This is a genomic window from Streptomyces tyrfis, assembly GCF_037034285.1.
Classification (GTDB): Bacteria; Actinomycetota; Actinomycetes; order Streptomycetales; family Streptomycetaceae; genus Streptomyces.
The window spans coordinates 123,393-141,707 of sequence record NZ_JBAGJZ010000004.1; the positions used below are offsets into that span (position 1 = coordinate 123,393).

General features: G+C 75.7%; 14 protein-coding genes. 7 read left to right on the forward strand and 7 right to left on the reverse strand.

The genetic code is table 11. The features are described from left to right. Positions 1-6 precede the first annotated feature (6 nt). Complete coding sequence (locus tag WA762_RS04865) at positions 7-1,047, forward strand: NAD(P)-dependent alcohol dehydrogenase (protein ID WP_335933180.1); 1,041 nt, start codon at positions 7-9, stop codon at positions 1,045-1,047. 338 nt (positions 1,048-1,385) lie between these two features. Here the strand turns inward: WA762_RS04865 and WA762_RS04870 are convergent, their stop codons facing one another. Together WA762_RS04870 and WA762_RS04875 are read right to left on the reverse strand one after the other, a co-directional pair. Continuing rightward, on the reverse strand, positions 1,386-1,991 hold the full coding sequence (locus tag WA762_RS04870; protein ID WP_335933182.1) for a phosphatase PAP2 family protein: 606 nt from the start codon (positions 1,989-1,991) through the stop codon (positions 1,386-1,388). Next, entirely contained in the window at positions 1,991-2,659 is a 669-nt protein-coding gene (locus tag WA762_RS04875; RefSeq protein ID WP_335933184.1) for a DedA family protein, read from the reverse strand. Before WA762_RS04875 ends, WA762_RS04870 begins: the two co-directional genes overlap by 1 nt. A 114-nt stretch (positions 2,660-2,773) precedes the next feature. Between WA762_RS04875 and WA762_RS04880 the strand changes: the two genes are divergently transcribed. The 3 genes from WA762_RS04880 (at position 2,774) to WA762_RS04890 (ending at position 5,812) form a co-directional block, all read left to right on the forward strand. Then, on the forward strand, positions 2,774-3,247 hold the full coding sequence (locus WA762_RS04880; protein WP_443080512.1) for a BlaI/MecI/CopY family transcriptional regulator: 474 nt from the start codon (positions 2,774-2,776) through the stop codon (positions 3,245-3,247). After that, positions 3,244-4,188, forward strand: coding sequence for a M56 family metallopeptidase (locus tag WA762_RS04885; RefSeq protein ID WP_335933186.1), 945 nt, complete (start codon positions 3,244-3,246; stop codon positions 4,186-4,188). The genes WA762_RS04880 and WA762_RS04885 overlap by 4 nt, the downstream gene beginning before the upstream one ends. A 409-nt stretch (positions 4,189-4,597) precedes the next feature. Continuing rightward, positions 4,598-5,812 carry a cytochrome P450 family protein gene (locus WA762_RS04890; protein ID WP_335933187.1) on the forward strand — a complete coding sequence of 405 codons (1,215 nt, stop codon included), beginning with the start codon at positions 4,598-4,600 and terminating at the stop codon, positions 5,810-5,812. A gap of 95 nt (positions 5,813-5,907) precedes the next feature. On the opposite strand, the gene WA762_RS04895 is transcribed toward WA762_RS04890, so the two are convergent. After that, complete coding sequence (locus WA762_RS04895; RefSeq protein WP_335933188.1) at positions 5,908-6,411, reverse strand: NUDIX hydrolase; 504 nt, start codon at positions 6,409-6,411, stop codon at positions 5,908-5,910. A gap of 287 nt (positions 6,412-6,698) precedes the next feature. Here WA762_RS04895 and WA762_RS04900 point away from each other — a divergent pair, with 287 nt between their 5' ends. Then, positions 6,699-10,154 carry a phosphodiester glycosidase family protein gene (locus WA762_RS04900; protein WP_443080516.1) on the forward strand — a complete coding sequence of 1,152 codons (3,456 nt, stop codon included), beginning with the start codon at positions 6,699-6,701 and terminating at the stop codon, positions 10,152-10,154. A 187-nt stretch (positions 10,155-10,341) separates the two neighbouring features. Here the strand turns inward: WA762_RS04900 and WA762_RS04905 are convergent, their stop codons facing one another. The 4 genes from WA762_RS04905 to WA762_RS04920 all read right to left on the reverse strand — a co-directional run bounded on the left by WA762_RS04905 (position 10,342) and on the right by WA762_RS04920 (position 14,929). Next, positions 10,342-10,752, reverse strand: coding sequence for a PTS-dependent dihydroxyacetone kinase phosphotransferase subunit DhaM (locus WA762_RS04905; RefSeq protein WP_335933191.1), 411 nt, complete (start codon positions 10,750-10,752; stop codon positions 10,342-10,344). Beyond that, positions 10,749-11,363 (reverse strand): dihydroxyacetone kinase subunit DhaL, encoded by a 615-nt coding sequence (gene dhaL, locus WA762_RS04910; protein ID WP_335933193.1) that lies wholly within the window; start codon positions 11,361-11,363, stop codon positions 10,749-10,751. Before dhaL ends, WA762_RS04905 begins: the two co-directional genes overlap by 4 nt. 32 nt (positions 11,364-11,395) lie before the next feature. Beyond that, entirely contained in the window at positions 11,396-12,388 is a 993-nt protein-coding gene (gene dhaK, locus WA762_RS04915) for a dihydroxyacetone kinase subunit DhaK (RefSeq protein ID WP_335933194.1), read from the reverse strand. A 576-nt stretch (positions 12,389-12,964) separates the two neighbouring features. After that, positions 12,965-14,929 (reverse strand): FAD/NAD(P)-binding protein, encoded by a 1,965-nt coding sequence (locus WA762_RS04920; RefSeq protein WP_335933195.1) that lies wholly within the window; start codon positions 14,927-14,929, stop codon positions 12,965-12,967. A 682-nt stretch (positions 14,930-15,611) separates the two neighbouring features. On the opposite strand from WA762_RS04920, the gene WA762_RS04925 reads away from it, so the two are divergent. Together WA762_RS04925 and WA762_RS04930 are read left to right on the forward strand one after the other, a co-directional pair. Then, positions 15,612-17,117 carry an MFS transporter gene (locus WA762_RS04925; RefSeq protein ID WP_335933197.1) on the forward strand — a complete coding sequence of 502 codons (1,506 nt, stop codon included), beginning with the start codon at positions 15,612-15,614 and terminating at the stop codon, positions 17,115-17,117. A 53-nt stretch (positions 17,118-17,170) separates the two neighbouring features. Then, positions 17,171-18,226 carry a glutathione S-transferase family protein gene (locus WA762_RS04930; protein WP_335933198.1) on the forward strand — a complete coding sequence of 352 codons (1,056 nt, stop codon included), beginning with the start codon at positions 17,171-17,173 and terminating at the stop codon, positions 18,224-18,226. Positions 18,227-18,315 lie beyond the last annotated feature (89 nt).

Here is an 18,315-nt window from a genome sequence, read left to right on the forward strand (position 1 = left end):
AAGTCCATGAAGGCCGTCCAGTACCGCGCGGTCGGCGCGGCGCCCGAGGTCGTCACCGTGCCCGACCCGGAGCCCGGCCCCGGCCAGGTGCTGCTGAAGGTCACCGCCGCGGGCGTCTGCCACTCCGACATAGCCGTGATGAGCATGCCGGCGGAGCGGATCGCCTTCCCGCTGCCGCTCACCCTCGGCCACGAGGGCGTCGGCACCGTCGCCGCCGTCGGCGAAGGGGTGAGCGGGCTGGCGACGGGCGAACCCGTGGCGGTCTACGGCCCCTGGGGCTGCGGAACGTGCGTCAAATGCGCCGAGGGCAAGGAGAACTACTGCCTGCGCGCCAAGCAGCTCGGCATCGCCCCGCCCGGACTCGGCGCACCCGGCGCGATGGCCGAGTACATGATCGTCGACGATCCCCGCCACCTGGTGCCGCTCGGCGGCCTCGACCCGGTCCGGGCCGTGCCGCTGACCGACGCCGGCCTGACCCCGTACCACGCGATCAAGCGGTCGCTGCCCAAGCTGGTCCCGGGGGCCACCGCCGTCGTCATCGGCGCCGGGGGCCTCGGCCACGTCGCGATCCAGCTGCTGCGCGCCATGACGGCCGTCCACGTCGTCGCCCTGGACGTCTCCGAGGACAAGCTCGCCCTGGCCCGCGCCGTCGGCGCGCACGAGACCGTGCTCTCCGACGAGCACGCCGCGGCCAGGATCCGCGAGCTGACCGGCGGCATCGGCGCACAGGTCGTCCTCGACTTCGTCGGGGCGCCGCCGACCGTCACCACGGCCGGCGCCGCCGCCGCCGTGGACTCCGATGTCACGATCGTCGGCCTCGGCGGCGGCGCGCTCCCGGTCGGCTTCGGGTCGCTGCCGTACAACACGACGGTGTCGTCCCCGTACTGGGGATCGCGCGCCGAACTCGCCGAGGTGCTCGATCTCGCCCGCGCCGGAGCCGTCGAGGTCCACGTCGAGACCTACACGCTGGACGAGGCGCCGCTGGCGTACGAGCGGCTGCACCACGGCAAGGTCGACGGCCGGGCGGTCATCCTCCCCAACGGCTGACCGGCCGGAGCGCCCTGCGGGACGGGGCGGGGCGGGCCGTCGCACCGCGCGCCGGCCCGCCCGCCGCCGATCCCGGCGCGCCGGCCGGGCCGCACGCCCCTACACCTCCGGCGTCAGGCGCGCGCCCGCCCCGCGCGCACCTGTCCGGCATCCGCGGCGGCGCGGGCGCGCCGGTCCGGAGCCCGGGCCGGGCCGGTGTCCGGGGCGTGCGGGCCCGTTGTCCGTCCCGGACCGGCGGGGCGGGGGCCCCGGTCCGCCCGCGTGGACCCGAGGAGCACCGGCCGCCGACCCGCCGACCGCGGGCGTGCGACGGCGGGGGAGCGCGGAGGGACCTCCCGTCAGCGGGCCGTCACCAGCGGGCGCAGCGGGGACTCCCGCAGCCGGACCACCACCGGGCCGCAGCGCCGCGCCGCCACCGTCAGCACCCCGGCCACCAGGGCGCCCGTGACCAGGCCGACCAGGACGTCGTGCGGATAGTGGACGCCGATCCACACCCGGGAGGCCGCCATCAGCAACGCGGCGGGGACCGCGATCGCCCCGAGTCTGCGGTCCGTCAGCCAGAGCGCCGTCGCGGCGGCCGCCGCGATCGCGGCGTGGTTGCTGGGGAAGGACCAGTCGCCGAGCCCGGGGCACGCCTCCACCGTCACCACGTGCAGGGTCCGGCACGGCCGCTGCTCGTGGAAGGCCGACTTCACGAGGTCGTTGACGAGGTACGCGGCCACCACCACCACCGGGGCGCAGAGCGCCGCCGCGGTCCGGGCGGGCGCCGCCGTCGAGCGCGAACGCCACCAGGCCGCGAGCATCAGCAGGGCGAACAGGGCCAGTCCGTAGTCCGACCAGATCCGGACCGCCGAGTCCAGCGCGGCGGGCGAGCGCCCGGCCAGTTCGGTGACCCAGGTGTACAGGCCGCCGTCGAAGGAGGCGGCGGCGGAGGCGAGTGGCATCAGTGGTTGTCTCCTTGGGCGGTGCGCCGGCCGCGTGAGCGGAGCAGCTCGGCGCCGAGCGGGATCAGGGAGACCGCGACCACCACCGCGACGAGCGGCAGCAGATAGCGGTCCACATCGGGCACCGAGGAGCCCAGGCCGTATCCGGCGAGGACCAGGCCCACCGTCCAGACCGTGCCGCCGACGACCTGCCAGAGCGCGAACACCCGGGCGGGGACGTCGAGCGCCCCGGCCAGCGGATTGAGGACCGTGCGCACGACGGGGACGAACCGGGCCAGCACGATGGCCCGTGCGTGCCCGTAGGAGCGAAGGAGCTCCTCGGCCCGGGCGGCACCCTCCCGCAGCCGCCGGGCGCGGCCGCGGGCGAGCAGGGCCCGGCCGCCGCGACGGCCGATCCAGTACCCCGCCTGAGCGCCCAGCAGCGCTCCGGCCAGGGCGGCGGTCAGCACCTGCGGCAGGGACAGCGCGACCGGACCGCGCACGCCGGGCACACACAGCAGCCCCGCCGTGAACAGCAGGGAATCGCCGGGCAGGAAGAAGCCGAGGAGCAGCCCCGTCTCCGCGAAGAGCACGACGGCGATGCCGAGGGCGCCGAACGCCCCGAGCAGCGAACCGGCGTCCAGCGGGTTCACCGCCAGCGACACGGACGCCGGTGGGAAAACGGACACGACGAAAGGTCTCCCATAATGGTGGCCGGGCGACCTCATGGCACGCCCGGACTGACTACAGTGATGTAGACGGTCTACTTCACTGTAGACGCCCGGAGCGGGAGGAGAGTTCCCATGACCGAGACGAAGGGGATATCCGGCGGGGAGCCGGGCCCCCGTCCGGACGGCGGGACCGCCCCGCAGCCGTCGGCCGGGGACGCGCCCGCGCGCCCCCCGAGGCCCCGCGCCGGGTCGGAGCGACGCCCGTCCGGGGAGCTGGAGTCCACGATCCTGGCGGCCCTGTGGGCGGCCGGCGCCCCGCTGACCCCGGGGCAGGTGCAGGGCGCGATCGGGCCCGAGCTCGCCCGTACCACCGTCACCACGATCCTGTCGCGGCTCCATGAGAAGGGCGCGGTCGCCCGCACCCGGGCCGGCCGCGGCTTCGCGTACACCCCAACCGAGGACGCCCCCGGGCTGACCGCCCGCCGGATGCACAGCGAACTGCGCAAGGAGCCGGACCGCGGCACGGTGCTGGCGCGGTTCGTCTCGCAGCTCAGCGACGAGGACGAGCGGCTGCTGCGGGAGCTCCTCGACGGGGACCGACGATGATCTACGCCGTATGGATCCCGCTGCTGATGCCGTTCGTCGCGGTGCCTGCCGCACGCCGCTTGGCGGACGCCCTGCCTCCGGTGCGTGCCGCGCGACTGCTCGCCGCGACCGGCGTCGGCCTCGCCCTGTGCGCCCTGCTCGCGCTCGCCCTCCTCGTGGTGCCCGGCGCGACCCGGTTCCCCGAAGTCTCCGCCTTCGGTGAACTGGTCAGGCCGCTGTCCGCCGGCGCTCCGGCGCTCGCCGTGCCGCTCGCGGCCGCCGCGCTGGCCCTGCTCGGGGGGTGCGCCGCCGCGGTCGCCCGCGCCGCCCGTCTGCACTGGACGGAGCTGCACCGGCCCGGGGGACGGCCCGGACGGGCCGAGGGCGAACTCGCCGTGCTGCGCGACAGTCGCCCCGACGCCTACGCGCTGCCCGGACGCCCCGGCGCCCCCGGCCGCATCGTCGTCACCACGGGGATGCTGCGCGCCCTGGACCCGGACGAGCGCGACGCGCTGCTGGCCCACGAACGCGCCCACCTCGCGGGCCGTCACCATCTCTTCCTGGCCGCCGTCGAGCTGTCGGCGCTCTGCCATCCCGCGCTGCGCTCCCTGCGCGCCCCGATGGGCTACGCGCTCGAACGCTGCGCCGACGAGGCGGCCGCGGCGGCCGTCGGCGACCGGCGGGTCGCCGCCCGGGCCATCGGACGCGCCGCCCTCGCCGCCCGCGCCGCCGAGGGGCGCCCGCGCCCCCGGCCCCGCGTCGCGCTCGCCGCGGCCGCCGGGCCCGTACCGCGCCGCGTGGCCGCACTGCTCGGGCGCGGCGTCCCCCGGCCCCGCGGCGGACGGGCCGCCGCCGCGGCCCTGCTGGCCTGCCTCCTCGTCTCCGGGGCCGCCGCGCTCGACGCCACGAACGATCTGCACAGCAGCATCGAGGCGGCCCAGGGCGAGACCCCGGGGCACTGACTCCTCCTCACCGCCCGGCCACCCCGCCCCGCCTCCGGGCAGGGCCGGGCGGCCCGCGGGCCCTGCCCGGCCCGCGCCCGGAACATCGGGCCCCGCAGCCGCGCACGGGACGGCGGCCCCGGGACCGGAACGCAGGGCCTCGGCCCCCGGGACCGCATGCGGGGTCCCGGACGACGGACCGTACCCGGGCCACGGCCTCCGCAGCCGCGCACGGGGACGGCGGCTCCTCGGGGCGGACGCCACCGTTCGTGTACCACCCCGCTCTCACTCTTTCGCGCCGGTGTGCGCCCTTTCGCGCTCCGTCGCGCCGCCGCGACGATGAACTCCCGCACGCGACGTCCGTTACGGCCACGCCGTGCCCGCGGCCCCGGCATCCGCCGCGGGCGCGGCACGCAGAGAGGAGATCTCCATGGGGCGGCAGCCGATCGCCATCGACCCCACGGGCCGCGACATCCACGGCGAGGCGCGGGCGCTCCGAGGTCATGGCTCCGTCGCCCCGGTCGAACTCCCCGGCGGCATCAGGGCGTGGGCGCCCACCGGCCACGAGGTGCTCGAAGCCCTTCTCTCCGACGACCGGGTGTCCAAGGACCCCGACCAGCACTGGCCGTCCTGGCAGAACGGAGAGTTCCGGGACAGCTGGATCAGCACCTGGATCGGGGTGAGCAACATGTTCACCTCGTACGGCGCCGACCACCGCCGGCTGCGCAGGCTCGTCGCGCCCGCCTTCACCAAACGGCGCACGGACGCCCTGCGGCCGCGCATCGAGGAGATCACCACGGCGCTCCTCGACCGGATGGCCGCCGCCGCCGACGGCCGCGCCGAACTGCGCGCCGACTTCGCCCACCCGCTCCCCATGGCCGTCATCTGCGAACTCTTCGGCATGCCCGAGGAGCGGCGGGCCGACAGCTCCCGTCTCATCAGCGAGATCTTCGACACCACCGCGACGGCCGAGCAGGCCCTCGCGACCCTGCTGGAGGTGCGGCAACTCCTCATGGACCTGGTCGCCGCCAAGCGCGAACGGCCCGGGGGCGACCTCACCAGCACGCTGATCGCCACCCGCGACGGGGAGGGCTCCCGCCTCACCGAGACCGAACTGGTCGACACCCTGCTCCTCGTCCTCGGCGCCGGGCACGAGACCACCGTCAACCTGATCGGCAACGCCGTCCACGCCCTGCTCGCCCACCCCGCGCAGCTGGACCGGGTGCGGGCCGGTGACGTTCCCTGGAGCGACGTCGTCGAGGAGACCCTGCGCTGGTCCCCGCCGATCGCCAACCTGCCGCTGCGCTACGCGGTCGAGGACATCGAGCTCCCCGACGGCGCCACCATCGCGCGCGGCGACGCGATCCTCGCCACCTACGCCGCGGCCGGCCGGGACCCCCTGCGGCACGGCGCGGACGCCGACAGCTTCGACGTCTCCCGTCCGGACAAGGAACACCTCTCCTTCGGCCACGGCGTGCACTTCTGCGTCGGCGCCCCACTGGCCCGGCTGGAGGCGTCGATCGCCCTGCCAGCCCTGTTCGCCCGATTTCCCGCCCTGCGCGCGGACGAGAGGGCGGGCCCGGCGGTCCGCCTCGACTCGTTCATCGCGAACGGCTTCGGCGCCTTCCCGGTGCGGCTGCGCTGACCGCGCCGGACCCGATCCGACCGCCGCCGGTGACGGGCCGGAGCGCGCACCCGCACCGGCGGGCGGCGTCCGCCCGGCACAGCCCCAGGCGCGCGTCACCCGCCCGCGCGCAGATGCTCCCGCAGCCGGTCGAGGAAGACCCGCTGCCCCGCCACGAGCAGCGACTCCGCCTCCTGCGGAACGCACCAGGCGAACCGGTCGACCTCCGGGAACTCCCGTACCACGCCGGAGCCCCGCGGCCACTCCATGGCGAACGTCCCCGGCGCCGCGGACGCGGGATCCACGTCCGCCTCCACCGCCCACACCGTCACGGTCTTGCCCCCGGCCTGCCGGGACTCACCGAGGTCCACCCACGCGCCGTCCGGCACCCCGTGACCGAACTCCTCCTCGAACTCCCGCCGCGCGGCGGTCCGGGGATCCTCGTCCGGTTCGTACTCGCCCTTCGGAACCGACCACGCGGCGTTCTCCCGCCGCGCCCAGAACGGGCCGCCCATGTGCCCGATGAGCACCTCGAAACCGGCGTCGCCGTCCGGGACGCCCGAGGAACGGCGGAACAGGAGGAGGCCCGCGCTGCGCCGGGCGCGTTTCCGGGACGACATGGCGTCAAGTCTGCACGGCGACACGGCACTCCGCCGCGACAGGGCCCCCGTCCAGGCGACCGTCTGTGTCACCGGGCCGACCCGTCCTGTTCCTCCCGCGGTTCCCGAGGCCCCCTGGCGCGCGGCCCGGTCCACCGCCAGGCTGACCGCCGGCAGTGCCCGGCCGGTGCCGGACCGGCCGGGCGGACGACTGAACCGCAGGAGGATCCGTGGCCCCTGGCACAGCAGACAGGACACCTCGATCACCCCGGAGAACGGCCCGGTGGCACGGCAGGGCGGCGCGCCCGCTGGTGCTGCTCGCGACCGTGTCCGCGTTGACGGCCGGCGCGATCACCCCCGCTCTCGCCGATTCGACCCCCGACCCCCGCCCCCGCACCGCCGCCGAAGTCCTCAGACCCGTCGCCCCGCCGCCCGCGAGCGGCCCCGCGGGGCGGCCGCGGGCGGTCGCGGACGACGACGGCATCGAGACCGCCCGCGCCTCGCGCCCGATCGCCCCCGGAATCCGCCTCGACTCGTACGACCGGCTCGAATCCGACAAGTGGCTGCGGGTCGACTCCCTCTCCGTCGACCTCGGCGGCAGCGACGTGCGCGCCGACTACCTCTTCTCCGGCAAGGTCTCCGAACGGCGCACGGTCTCCGAGCTCGCCGCCGGACACGACCCGGGCCGGGGCCGCCGCACGGTCGCCGCGATCAACGCCGACTTCTTCGACATCAACCAGACCGGCGCCCCGGAGGGCATCGGCATCAAGGACGGGGTCACCGTCCAGTCACCGGCGCCGGGCATCGACCGGGCCGTCGGCATCGGCCCCGGCGGCGCCGGACGCATCCTGAACCTCTACTTCGAGGGCACGCTCACCCTGCCGTCCGGACAACGGCCGCTCGCCGCCCACAACGCCGCCAACGTGCCGGCCGGGGGAGTGGGCGCCTACACCTCCGCCTGGGGCAGCGCCGACCGCGCGCTGACCGTGGACGACGCGACCCCCGTCGCCGAGGCGCTGATACGGGACGGCAGGGTCGTCTCCGTCTCGGACACCCCCGGATCCGGGGACGTCCCCGACGGCGTCACCGTCCTGGTCGGCCGTGAGGCCGGGGCCGCCGCGCTGCGCGCCCTGAAACCCGGCGACCCGGTGTCCCTGGCCTACCGGGCCCGCACCGACGGCGGAGCCGTGCCGCGCACCGCGGTCGGCGGACGCGAACTCCTCGTCGTCGACGGGGTCGCCCAGAACCATGAGGGCGAGGGCAACAACACCGCCGCGCCCCGCACCGCCGTCGGCTTCTCCAAGGACGGCCGGACCATGCAGATCATCACCGTCGACGGGCGGCAGGCCGACAGCGGCGGCGTCACGCTCACCGAACTCGGGCGGATGATGCGCCGCGCCGGCTCCTACAGCGCGCTCAACCTCGACGGCGGCGGCTCCTCGACCCTCGTCGCCCGGACACCCGGCAGCGACGCGCTCCAGGTGGAGAACAGCCCGTCCGACGGCAGCGAACGCGCCGTCCCCAACGGCCTCGCCCTCACCGCCCCCGACGGCAGCGGCCGCCTCAAGGGCTTCTGGGTCGGGCCCCGCACCCCCGCCGCCTCCGCGCCGGGCGTCGACCCCGTCAAGGGCGGCCACCCCGACCGGGTCTTCCCCGGACTCACCCGCCGCCTCACCGCGAGCGGATACGACGAGACGTACGGGCCCGCCGACGGCACCCCGCGCTGGCGGTCCACGCACGGCTCCGTCGGCACCGTCGACCGCGACGGCCTGTTCACCGCGCGGCGCGGCGGCACCACCGAGGTGCGTGCCGAGCAGGGAGCCGCGCGCGGCGCCACCACCCTCACCGTCCTCGACGAGCTGACCCGCATCGAGCCGACCACCCGGCGGATCGGCCTCGCCGACGGCGACGCCGCCGGCGCCTTCGGGATCACCGGACTCGACGCCCACGGCGCCTCCGCGCCCGTCGAACCGCGCGACGTCGCCCTCCACTACGACCACGCGCTCTTCGACGTCCGCGACGACGGCCGCGGCTCCTTCACCGTCACCTCGCGTACCGGCTCCGGCTCCGGCCGGATCGAGGCCACCGTCGCCGGCGCCACCACCGTCCTCGCCGTGAGCGTCGGGCTCACCGAGCAGGACGTCTCCTCCTTCGACGACGCCGACGCCTGGAAGTTCAGCCAGGCCCGGGCCGACGGCTCGCTCTCCGCCACCCCCGACGGCCACACCGGCACCGGACTGAGGCTCGCCTACGACTTCACCCGGTCCACCGCCACCCGCGCCGCCTACGCCGCGCCGCCCCGGCCCGTCCCCGTGCCCGGACAGCCCCAGTCGTTCACCCTGTGGATCAAGGGCGACGGCAATGGCGCCTGGCCGACCCTGCACCTCAAGGACGCCGCCGGCTCCGACCAGTTGCTGCGCGGCCCCTACATCACCTGGACCGGCTGGCGGAAGGTCGCCTTCGCCGTGCCGCAGGAAGCCGCCACGCCGCTCACCCTCTCCCGCTTCTACCTCGCCGAGACCGCCGCGGCGAAGCAGTACACGGGCGAGATCGTCATCGACGACCTCACCGCCCAGGTGCCGCCCAGCGTCGACCTCCCCGCGCCGGCCACGCCGGCCGACCCGCTGATCGGCCCGGCGGCGGCGGCCGGCGGCCGGGACTGGCGGTTCGCGGTGATGTCCGACGCCCAGTTCGTCGCGCGCGACCCGGACAGCGACATCGTCGCCCAGGCCCGGCGCACCCTGCGCCAGATCAGGGCGGCCCGCCCCGACTTCCTCGTCATCGACGGGGACCTGGTCGACGAGGGGTCCCCCGCGGACCTGGCGTTCGCCCGCCGCGTCCTCACCGAGGAACTCGGCGACGCGCTGCCCTGGTACTACGTCCCGGGCAACCATGAGGTGATGGGCGGGCGGATCGACGACTTCGTCAAGGAGTTCGGGCCGGCCCGGCGGACGTTCGACCACAAGGGCACCCGCGTCATCACGCTCGACACGTCCAGCCTCAGCCTGCGCGGCGGCGGCTTCGACCAGATCAAGGAGTTCCGCGCCCAGCTGGACGCGGCGGCCAAGGACCGGTCCGTCGGCTCCGTCGTGCTGATCGAGCACGTGCCGCCGCGCGACCCGACCCCACAGCAGGGCAGCCAGTTGGGCGACCGCAAGGAGGCGGCCCTCGTCGAGCAGTGGCTCGCCGACTTCCGGCGCACGACCGGCAAGGGCGCGGCATTCGTCGGCGGCCACGTCGGAGTCTTCCACGCCTCGCACGTCGACGGAGTGCCGTACCTGGTCAACGGCAACTCCGGCAAGGCCCCCGCCGGTCCCGCCGACGAGGGCGGCTTCACCGGCTGGTCGCTGATCGGCGTGGATCGGGTGAGCCCCGGCGCACAGGCCGACGCCCGGCAGCGGCCGTGGCACGGCGGCCCCGACTGGGTCTCCGTCCAGACCCGGGCCCATGTCGACGCGCTGTCGATCGACGCGCCCCCGGTCGTCGGAGCGGGGAGCCGTACCAGGATCACGGCGACCGTGACCCAGGGCTCCCGCGACGTGCCCGTCGCCTTCCCGCTCTCCGCCGACTGGACCGGATCCCCGAACGTCCACATCGGCCGCCGGGACGACGCCCGGCGCCGGCACGCCGCGGTCCTCGACCCGTCGACCGGCGTCCTCACCGCGCTCCGGCCCGGCGCCGTCACGCTCGCCGTGACCGTCAACGGCACGACTCGGCGGGCCGTGGTCAGGATCGCGGCGGCCGGAGCAGCGCCCGCGGCCTGACGGCCCCGGACCGACGCCACCGGACAGGTCGTTGACGAACCGTCAGACAAGCGGCCCGGGCCCGCCGGAGCACGGCCCGGCGGGCCCGGGGCCGCCCCCGCATCGGGCGGGATCCCGGTGCGGGGGCGGCCCTGGCCGGGCGGGATCCGGCACGGAGGCGGTCCCGGCCCGGCGGGGAACCGCCCCGCTACACCTTGCGATACGCGTACGCCTCCGACGCCGCGGCCTCCACCGCCGCGGCGTCGCCGCCCGCCGAAGCCGTCACCACGGCGGCCACCGCGCCCTCCAGGAACGGCGCGTCCACCAGCCGTGCGCCGTCCGGGAGTTCGTCGCCCTCCGCCAGCATCGACTTGACCGTCAGCACAGCACTGCCCAGGTCGACCAGCAGCACCACGCCCGCGCCCGAGTCCACCGACCTGGCTGCCTCGGCGATCAGCTCCGCACTCGTGCCGAGCCCGCCGTCGGGGGTGCCGCCGGCGGCGGCGACCGGAGCCGTCGCACCCCCGGCCGCCAGGCCCCTCGCCAGCTCCGCGACCGACTCGGCCACCGGGCCGCTGTGCGAGACCAGCACGATACCCACCTGACTCCCGCCGCTCACGCGCCGCCCCCGTCCGACTTGGCCGTCTCGGCCAGCGCCTCGACCAGCAGGGCGGAGGACGTCGCCCCCGGGTCCTGGTGTCCGATGCTGCGCTCGCCCAGATAACTCGCCCTGCCCTTGCGCGCCTGCAACGGCACCGTGGCCAGCGCCCCCGCCGCGGCGGCGTCCCGGGCCGCCTCGAAGGACGTCCCGAGCGCCTCCGCCGCCGGCAGCAGCGCGTCGAGCATCGTCTTGTCCCCGGCCCGCGCCCCGCCGAGCTGGGACACGGCCGCGACGCCCGCCCCGAGCGCCTCCGCCAGCTGCTCGGGCGTCACCTCGGGCGAGTCGCCCAGGGCCTTCCCGGCACGGCGCAGCAGCGTTCCGTACAACGGTCCGGAGGCCCCGCCGACCGTCGAGACCAGCTGCCGTCCGGCGAGCATCAGCACGGCGCCCGGGGTCTGCGGCGCCTCCTCGTCCAGGACCGCGGTCACGGCGGCGAAACCGCGCCGCATGTTGGCGCCGTGATCGGCGTCCCCGATCGCCGAGTCGAGTTCGGTGAGGTGGTCGGCCTCGCGGTCCACGGCGGCCGCGGCCGCGGTCATCCAACGGTGGAAGAAACCGGCGTCGAGCACATGATCTCCTTGTCGTCGGGTCAGTCGTCGGGTCAACGGCCCCAGCGCAGCGCCGGGGTCTCCACCGGCGCGTCCCAGAGGCGCAGCAACTCCTCGTCCACCTGACAGACCGTCACCGAACAGCCCGCCATGTCGAGCGAGGTCACATAGTTCCCCACGAGCGTACGAGCCACCACGACCCCCCGCCCGGACAGCGCCCGCTGCACCTCGGCATTGAACCCGTACAGCTCCAACAGGGGTGTCGCGCCCATCCCGTTGACCAGGACGAGCACCGGCGCCGTCGGCCGCAGGTCGTCGAGCACCGCCTCCACCGAGGCGTCCGCGATCTCCCGCGAGGTCATCATGGGACGCCGCTCCCGCCCCGGTTCGCCATGGATCCCGATGCCCAGCTCCAGCTCGCCCGGCGGCAGGTCGAACGTGGGGGAGCCCTTGGCGGGCGTGGTGACGGCGCTGAGCGCCACGCCGAAGCTGCGCGAGGACTCGTTCACCCGGCGGGCCACCGCCTCCACCCGCTCCAGCGGCGCCCCCTCGTCGGCCGCGGCGCCGGCGATCTTCTCGACGAACAGCGTGGCGCCGGTGCCCCTGCGCCCCGCCGTGTACAGGCTGTCGGTCACCGCCACGTCGTCGTCGACGATCACCTTCGCGACCCGCAGCCCCTCGTCCTCGGCGAGTTCGGCGGCCATCTCGAAGTTCAGCACGTCCCCGGTGTAGTTCTTGACGACGAACAGCACCCCCGCCCCGCCGTCGACCGCGGCGGCGGCCCGCACCATCTGGTCCGGCACCGGCGAGGTGAACACCTCTCCCGGACAGGCCGCGGAGAGCATGCCGGGGCCGACGAACCCGGCGTGCAGCGGCTCGTGCCCGGAGCCGCCCCCGGAGAGGAGTGCCACCTTCCCGGCCACCGGCGCGTCACGCCGTACGACGACGCGGTTCTCCACGTCGACGGCCAGTCCGGGATGAGCGGCGGCCATGCCGCGCAGCGCGTCCGCGACGACGGTTTCGGGAGCGTTGATCAGCATTCGCAACGGAGTCTCCTGGCGAGGTTGGCGTCGGGGCGCGCGCACCGGGCGGGGGCCGCGCGGACCGGCAGGGTCGGCGGGCGGTCGCACTGCGCGGTTCGCGGTGTCCGTCGGCGGGCTTCGGCTGGGCTTTCGTCGAACTCGGAAACGACTCTACTGAGAGAGTGACACGTTGCGGTGGAAGCGGCGGGACCGATGTCCGGTCGGTGCGCACCCCGGTGACGCCGGTGGCGCGTGGTGCGTTCCGACCGCCGACCGCCGACCGCCGACCGCCGACCGCCGACCGCCGACCGCCGACCGCCGACCGCCGACCGCCGACCGCCGACCGCCGACCGCCGACCGCCCCCCCGCGGCGGCCGGCCCGGGCACGGCCGGGAAGCGGCCGGAGCTCCTCCCCGGACAGACCCCGGCCGGACCGTGCTCCGGGCGGCCCGGCCGCTCGTCGCGCACGGTCCCGGGGCCGGCGCCGAGGGCACGGCCCGAGTCACGCCCCGGCCGGCCCGCGCACTCGGCGGGTGCGCGGCCCCGGGCCGGGAACTGGGGACCGGCATCTCTTCCCCGGCGGCCGCACGGGGACGGCGGTCAGGCCGTCTCCCGGGCCCCGGAGGAGCGAGGGGCCCCGGCGCCCGCCGTCCCCGCCCCGGCGCCGACGCGCAGCGCGGCCCTGGCGATGGCGTCGGAGTCGCCGAGGATCACGGAGTCCACCCCCGGACGGATGCCGGCGGCCGTCACCCAGTGGACGTGCTCGGTGGGCACGCCGTACGCGAACCGGGCCGGGTGCGGACGCCCGTCGGCGTCCACCACGCGGTACGGGGACGGGCTCACCGCGAGGCCGCCCGTCGGGTGGCCGGGCCCGTCCGGATCCGCGATCACATAGGGGCGGCACTGGCCGCGGGCCAGCATGGACCCCATCAGCGGATCCCGGGTGCGCCGGATGTCCGGCTCCGGGAGCCGGGCCTCGACCAGGGCGTCCGCCAGGATCGGGCGGTCGCCGGTCAGGTCCGACGTGACGGCGAAACGGCCGGTGCCCGGATCGGCGGCGACCGCCATGCCGGGGCCGACGAGCGACAGGACCCCCGCCTCGACGAGAGCCGCCGCCTCCCGGACCCGGCGCGCCGGCGGTCCGATGGAGAGGAAGGCGTTCATCGGGGTGTACCAGGCGTCGAGGTCGTCCCGGTACGAACCGCCGCCGATCCCGCCGTGGTCGACCACCAGCCGGATCTCGTTGCGCAGATCGCGCAGCACGTCGAGCGCGCTCTTGACGGGGTCGGTGACGTTGCCGCGCGCCGCGCGCGCCGCGTCCCGCGCCAGATGGCCGAGCAGCCAGGCGTTGAAGGAGGCGACGCCCGCCGGGGAACCGGGCGGGCCGGGGCGGGTCACCGCGTCCCAGTCCCACCGGTCGTCCGGGCCGATACCGTACTCGCTCAGCAGTCCGTCCTCCTCGGTCCCGTCGTCCCCGGCCAGGACGGCCTTGACGTACCGGGGGAGGAAGCCGACGGACGCGTCCGGATGGCGGCGCTCGGCCAGCAGCGCCGCGTAGTACACGCTCTCGACCTCCTTGGCCACCAGCGGCCACACCTGCCGCCGGAAGCGGGCCGGCGCGCCCGCGTCCGCCGCCTCGCGCAGCGCGGCGAGCACGTCCGGAGTGAGGAACAGCGGCTCATGACGCTCCGACACGCCCTTCTCGTTCTCGCCCCTGGCCTGGTACGGGACGCCGCGCCGCGAACCCGCCAGCAGACGCGGTTCCTCGCCCGACGGCTCGTACACCAGCCTGCCGTTCCGATCGTGGAAGCGGCCGCCGCGCCCCGAGGTGAACAGGGCCGTGTAGTCGAAGAAGTTGAGGCCGAGACCGCGCAGGGCGACGAGGTCCCCCGAGCCGACGGCGGAGAGGTCGACGTCGGCCGGGTTGGCGGGCGGGACGTAGACGCGCCCGTGCCGGCGGGCGTGCCCGGCCAGGGCGCGCGTCTCTTCGCCCGGGTCCGTGTCGCAGTGCCCCTGCGCCAGGACGACCGCGTCGACGCCGCTGATCGTCCCGCCGTCGTCCAGCGCGACGTCCTGACGGCCGTCCTCGCGGTCCGTGATCCCCACCGCGGTCGCCCGCCGGACATCGAGGGAGACGCCGGGAGGGGCGGAGCGGCGGACGAACCGGAACGCCCACCGCAGATAGTGACCGTAGAACGCCCGGGACGGGTAGGAATCGGGCCCCAGACGCCCGGCCTCCGACAGCACCGCGGCGGGCACGTCGTCCGGCCGGTCCCGCACGAGGCGGACCGCCCACGCGTGGAGGCTGGGACCCTCCACGACCGGCCCCTCGCAGCTGACGCCGGCGTCGGTGAAGACCGTGATCTGGGACGCCACGGTGTTCATCAGCAGCTCCCCGGGCTGGTCCGTGCGCCAGACCCGCCCGGCGCCCGCCGGGTACGGGTCGACCACATGGATGACACAGCGTCTCCCCCCGGCGAGGACAGGGGCGTTGGCGCAGAGCCTCTCCACCACGGAGAGCCCACGGGGACCCGCGCCTATCACGGCGACGGATATCACGTCCATGGCTCAGCCGGCCTTGACGAGTACGGCCGGGAAGGACGCGGCGGCGGCGACGCGGCCGTCCGGCGCCCGATCGCCCGCGTGCCGCGGGACGAGAGGGCCGCGTCGCGGGGCCGCGGCCCGGTTCCCGGAGGACGCCGGGAACGCGCGCCGGGCCGGCCCGGCGACCGGTCTGCGGCCGCCGGCCGGCCACCCGCCCCTCCCGAGGTCCGTGGAAAACACCGTGCGGGGCACGGGAACTGATGTCATGTCAGGCTCCAGCCGGATTCGTGGGTCCGTGACGACGGTCCCGTCGCCCCCGGCACGCGCACGACGACGTCCCGGGCGCCCCGCCGCCTCGCCGGAACGCTCCGGCCCGGTGGGCGTACGGGCGTTCCGGCGGCGTGCGCCGCACCGGGTCCGGCACCGCGCGCCGATCCGCCGGGGACGCACGGGCCGCCCCCGTGACAGTCTCTCAGGGACGCCGCCCGCCCCCGGCCGCCGATGACGAGCCCCCGGCGCCGTGCGCCCGAATGGGGGCGGAAGCGTGCCGGTCCGGGAGCCGGTGGCGCACGGATGTCCGGGGAGCCGGGGGCGCGTCCGGACGCGTCCGGACGCCGGCGTTCCGTCGCCTCGTGAGCGCGCCGCGTGCGACGCCGCGCGCTGATCCACCGGGGACGACGGGACAGCCCGTAGGGTGCGAGCCATGGCCGAGAGTGCTGCTCAACGGGGTGCCTCGGGGCGGGGCGCTGCCACGGCCCCCGGCGCCCCCGACCCGCGCCGCTGGCGGGCGCTCGCGGTGTGCCTGATCGCCGGGTTCATGACCCTGCTGGACGTGTCCATCGTGAACGTCGCCCTGCCGTCGATCCGGACCGGGCTCCGCACCCCGACGTCCGACCTGCAATGGGTCCTCTCCGGCTACGCGCTCGCCTTCGGACTCTTCCTGATCCCCGCAGGACGCCTCGGCGACGCGCGCGGGCGGCGCGCGGTGTTCATGGCCGGTCTCGCCCTGTTCACGCTCGCCTCGGCGGCCTGCGGAGCCGCCCAGTCGAGTACCTGGCTGGTGGTCGCACGCCTGGTCCAGGGCCTCGCCGGGGGCATGATCTCGCCCCAGATCTCCGCACTGATCCAGCAGATGTTCGACGGTCCCGAGCGTGGCCGGGCCTTCGGCATGTTCGGCACGGTGGTGGGCGTGTCCACCGCCGTGGGCCCGCTGTCCGGCGGGCTGCTGATCCAGGCGGCCGGCGCCCACGAGGGCTGGCGCTGGGTGTTCTACGTCAATCTGCCGCTGGGCGCCGTCTGCCTGCTGCTGGCCCGGCGCCTCCTGCCCGACACCCCGTCGGCCGGGACGGTGCGCCTGCGCGACCTCGACCCGGTCGGGGTGCTGCTGCTGGGCACGGGCGTCCTGGCCCTGCTGCTGCCCTTCGTCCAGGCCCAGCAGTGGCCGGGCGACCGGAAGTGGCTGCTGGTGGTGCTGGCCGCGGCCCTCCTGACCGGCTTCGTCCGCTGGGAGTCCCGGTGCGGCGCGGGCGGCACGCACCCCGTCGTCGACCTGTCGCTCTTCCGGATCCGCTCGTACTGGCTCGGCTGTCTGCTGGCCCTGGTGTACTTCGCCGGATTCACCTCGATCTTCTTCGTCACCACCCTCTACCTCCAGAACGGGCTGCACTACAGCGCCCTGCAGGCGGGACTCGCCATCACGCCGTTCGCCCTGGGCTCGGCCGTCGCGGCGAGCCCGGGCGGCCGGCTCGTCCACCGCTTCGGACGGCCCCTCGTGGTGACCGGGCTCGCCGCGGTGGCCGCCGGGCTGGCCGCCACCGCGCTCGCCGCGCACCTGGTGCCGGGACACGGCGCGGGATGGGTGATGGCCGCCCCGCTGCTCTTGGCCGGGCTGGGCAGCGGCCTGGTCGTCGCGCCCAACCAGACACTGACCCTCTCCGAGGTCCCGGTGGCCACGGCCGGCAGCGCCGGCGGCACCCTCCAGACCGGCCAGCGCGTCGGCTCCGCGATCGGGATCGCCGCGGTCGGCTCGGTCTTCTTCGCCCAGGTGGGCGGCGGCTGGGCCGCCGCCTACGACCACGGCCTCGTCATCGCGGTCGCCTTCGTCCTCGCCGCCCTGCTCGTCGGCCTGGCGGACCTGCGGGGAGACCGCCGCGGCAGGGGACGCGCGCGCCACGCCGCCCCCCACGCGAAAACGGGGGGAACGCCATGAGAGGGGGAACGCCATGAGGAACACAACGCCGTGAGGAAGACAGGGAGCGCATCATGAGTGGGAGCAGCACCAACCGGGCCGCGGACGGCGAGAGCCCCGGCTTCGTCGCCAACGAGGCGTACGGACACAAGCCCTTCAAACGGTCCCGCAGCCACTTCGCCGACCGCATCACCGCCGACGGCCGGGACGGCTGGCCGGTCGAGGCCGGCCGCTACCGGCTCGTCGTCAGCCGCGCCTGCCCCTGGGCCAGCCGCGCGCTGGTCTCCCGGCGGCTCCTCGGGCTGGAAGGAGTCCTCTCGCTGGCCGTCGCCGACCCGATCCAGGACGACCGCAGCTGGCGCTTCACCCTCGACGAGGGCGGCCGGGACCCGGTGCTCGGCATCGCGTACCTGAGCGAGGCGTACGCGGCGCGGGAGCCGGGCTACTCCGGCGGGGTCAGCGTGCCCGCGATCGTCGACGTGCCCAGCGGCAGGCTGGTCACCAACGACTTCCAGCAGATCACCCTGGACCTCGCCACCGAGTGGACCACACTGCACCGCCCGGGCGCCCCCGACCTGTACCCCGAGGCCCTGCGCGAGGAGATCGACGAGGTCATGGACGGCGTCTACCGCGACGTGAACAACGGTGTGTACCGCGCGGGCTTCGCCTCCGGGCAGGCCGAGTACGAAGCCGCCTACCGGGACCTGTTCCGCCGCCTGGACCTGCTCTCCGAGCGTCTGGCGGACCGGCGCTACCTCGTCGGGGAGTTCCTCACGGAGGCGGACATCAGACTCTTCACCACCTTGGTCCGCTTCGACGCCGTCTACCACGGCCACTTCAAGTGCAACCGCTCCAAGCTGGCCGAGGACCCGGTGCTGTGGGCCTACGCCAGAGACCTGTACCAGACGCCCGGCTTCGGGGACACCGTCGACTTCGACCACATCAAGCGGCACTACTACCAGGTGCACGCCGGCATCAACCCCACCGGCATCGTGCCCGCGGGCCCCGACCTGTCGGGCTGGCTGACCCCGCACCACCGCGAGGAGCTGGGCGGACGCCCCTTCGGGTACGGCACCGCGCCGGGTCCGGTGCCGTCGGCGGAGGCGGTCCCGGCAGCTGGCCGCCCCTGAATCCGACGCCCGTCACGGCCGCCCGCGGAACAGAGGCGGGGCCCTGTCGAGCCGGCGGCCGTCACGAGATATCTTGATGTCAAGCAATG

Excerpts from the sequence above, each read along its gene's own strand:
- WA762_RS04865 (WP_335933180.1), top strand. The coding sequence starts at position 7 with ATGAAGGCCGTCCAGTACCGCGCGGTCGGCGCGGCGCCCGAGGTCGTC.
- WA762_RS04870 (WP_335933182.1), bottom strand. The coding sequence starts at position 1,991 with ATGCCACTCGCCTCCGCCGCCGCCTCCTTCGACGGCGGCCTGTACACC.
- WA762_RS04880 (WP_443080512.1), top strand. The coding sequence starts at position 2,774 with ATGACCGAGACGAAGGGGATATCCGGCGGGGAGCCGGGCCCCCGTCCG.
- WA762_RS04885 (WP_335933186.1), top strand. The coding sequence starts at position 3,244 with ATGATCTACGCCGTATGGATCCCGCTGCTGATGCCGTTCGTCGCGGTG.
- WA762_RS04890 (WP_335933187.1), top strand. The coding sequence starts at position 4,598 with ATGGGGCGGCAGCCGATCGCCATCGACCCCACGGGCCGCGACATCCAC.
- WA762_RS04895 (WP_335933188.1), bottom strand. The coding sequence starts at position 6,411 with ATGTCGTCCCGGAAACGCGCCCGGCGCAGCGCGGGCCTCCTCCTGTTC.
- WA762_RS04920 (WP_335933195.1), bottom strand. The coding sequence starts at position 14,929 with ATGGACGTGATATCCGTCGCCGTGATAGGCGCGGGTCCCCGTGGGCTC.
- WA762_RS04925 (WP_335933197.1), top strand. The coding sequence starts at position 15,612 with ATGGCCGAGAGTGCTGCTCAACGGGGTGCCTCGGGGCGGGGCGCTGCC.
- WA762_RS04930 (WP_335933198.1), top strand. The coding sequence starts at position 17,171 with ATGAGTGGGAGCAGCACCAACCGGGCCGCGGACGGCGAGAGCCCCGGC.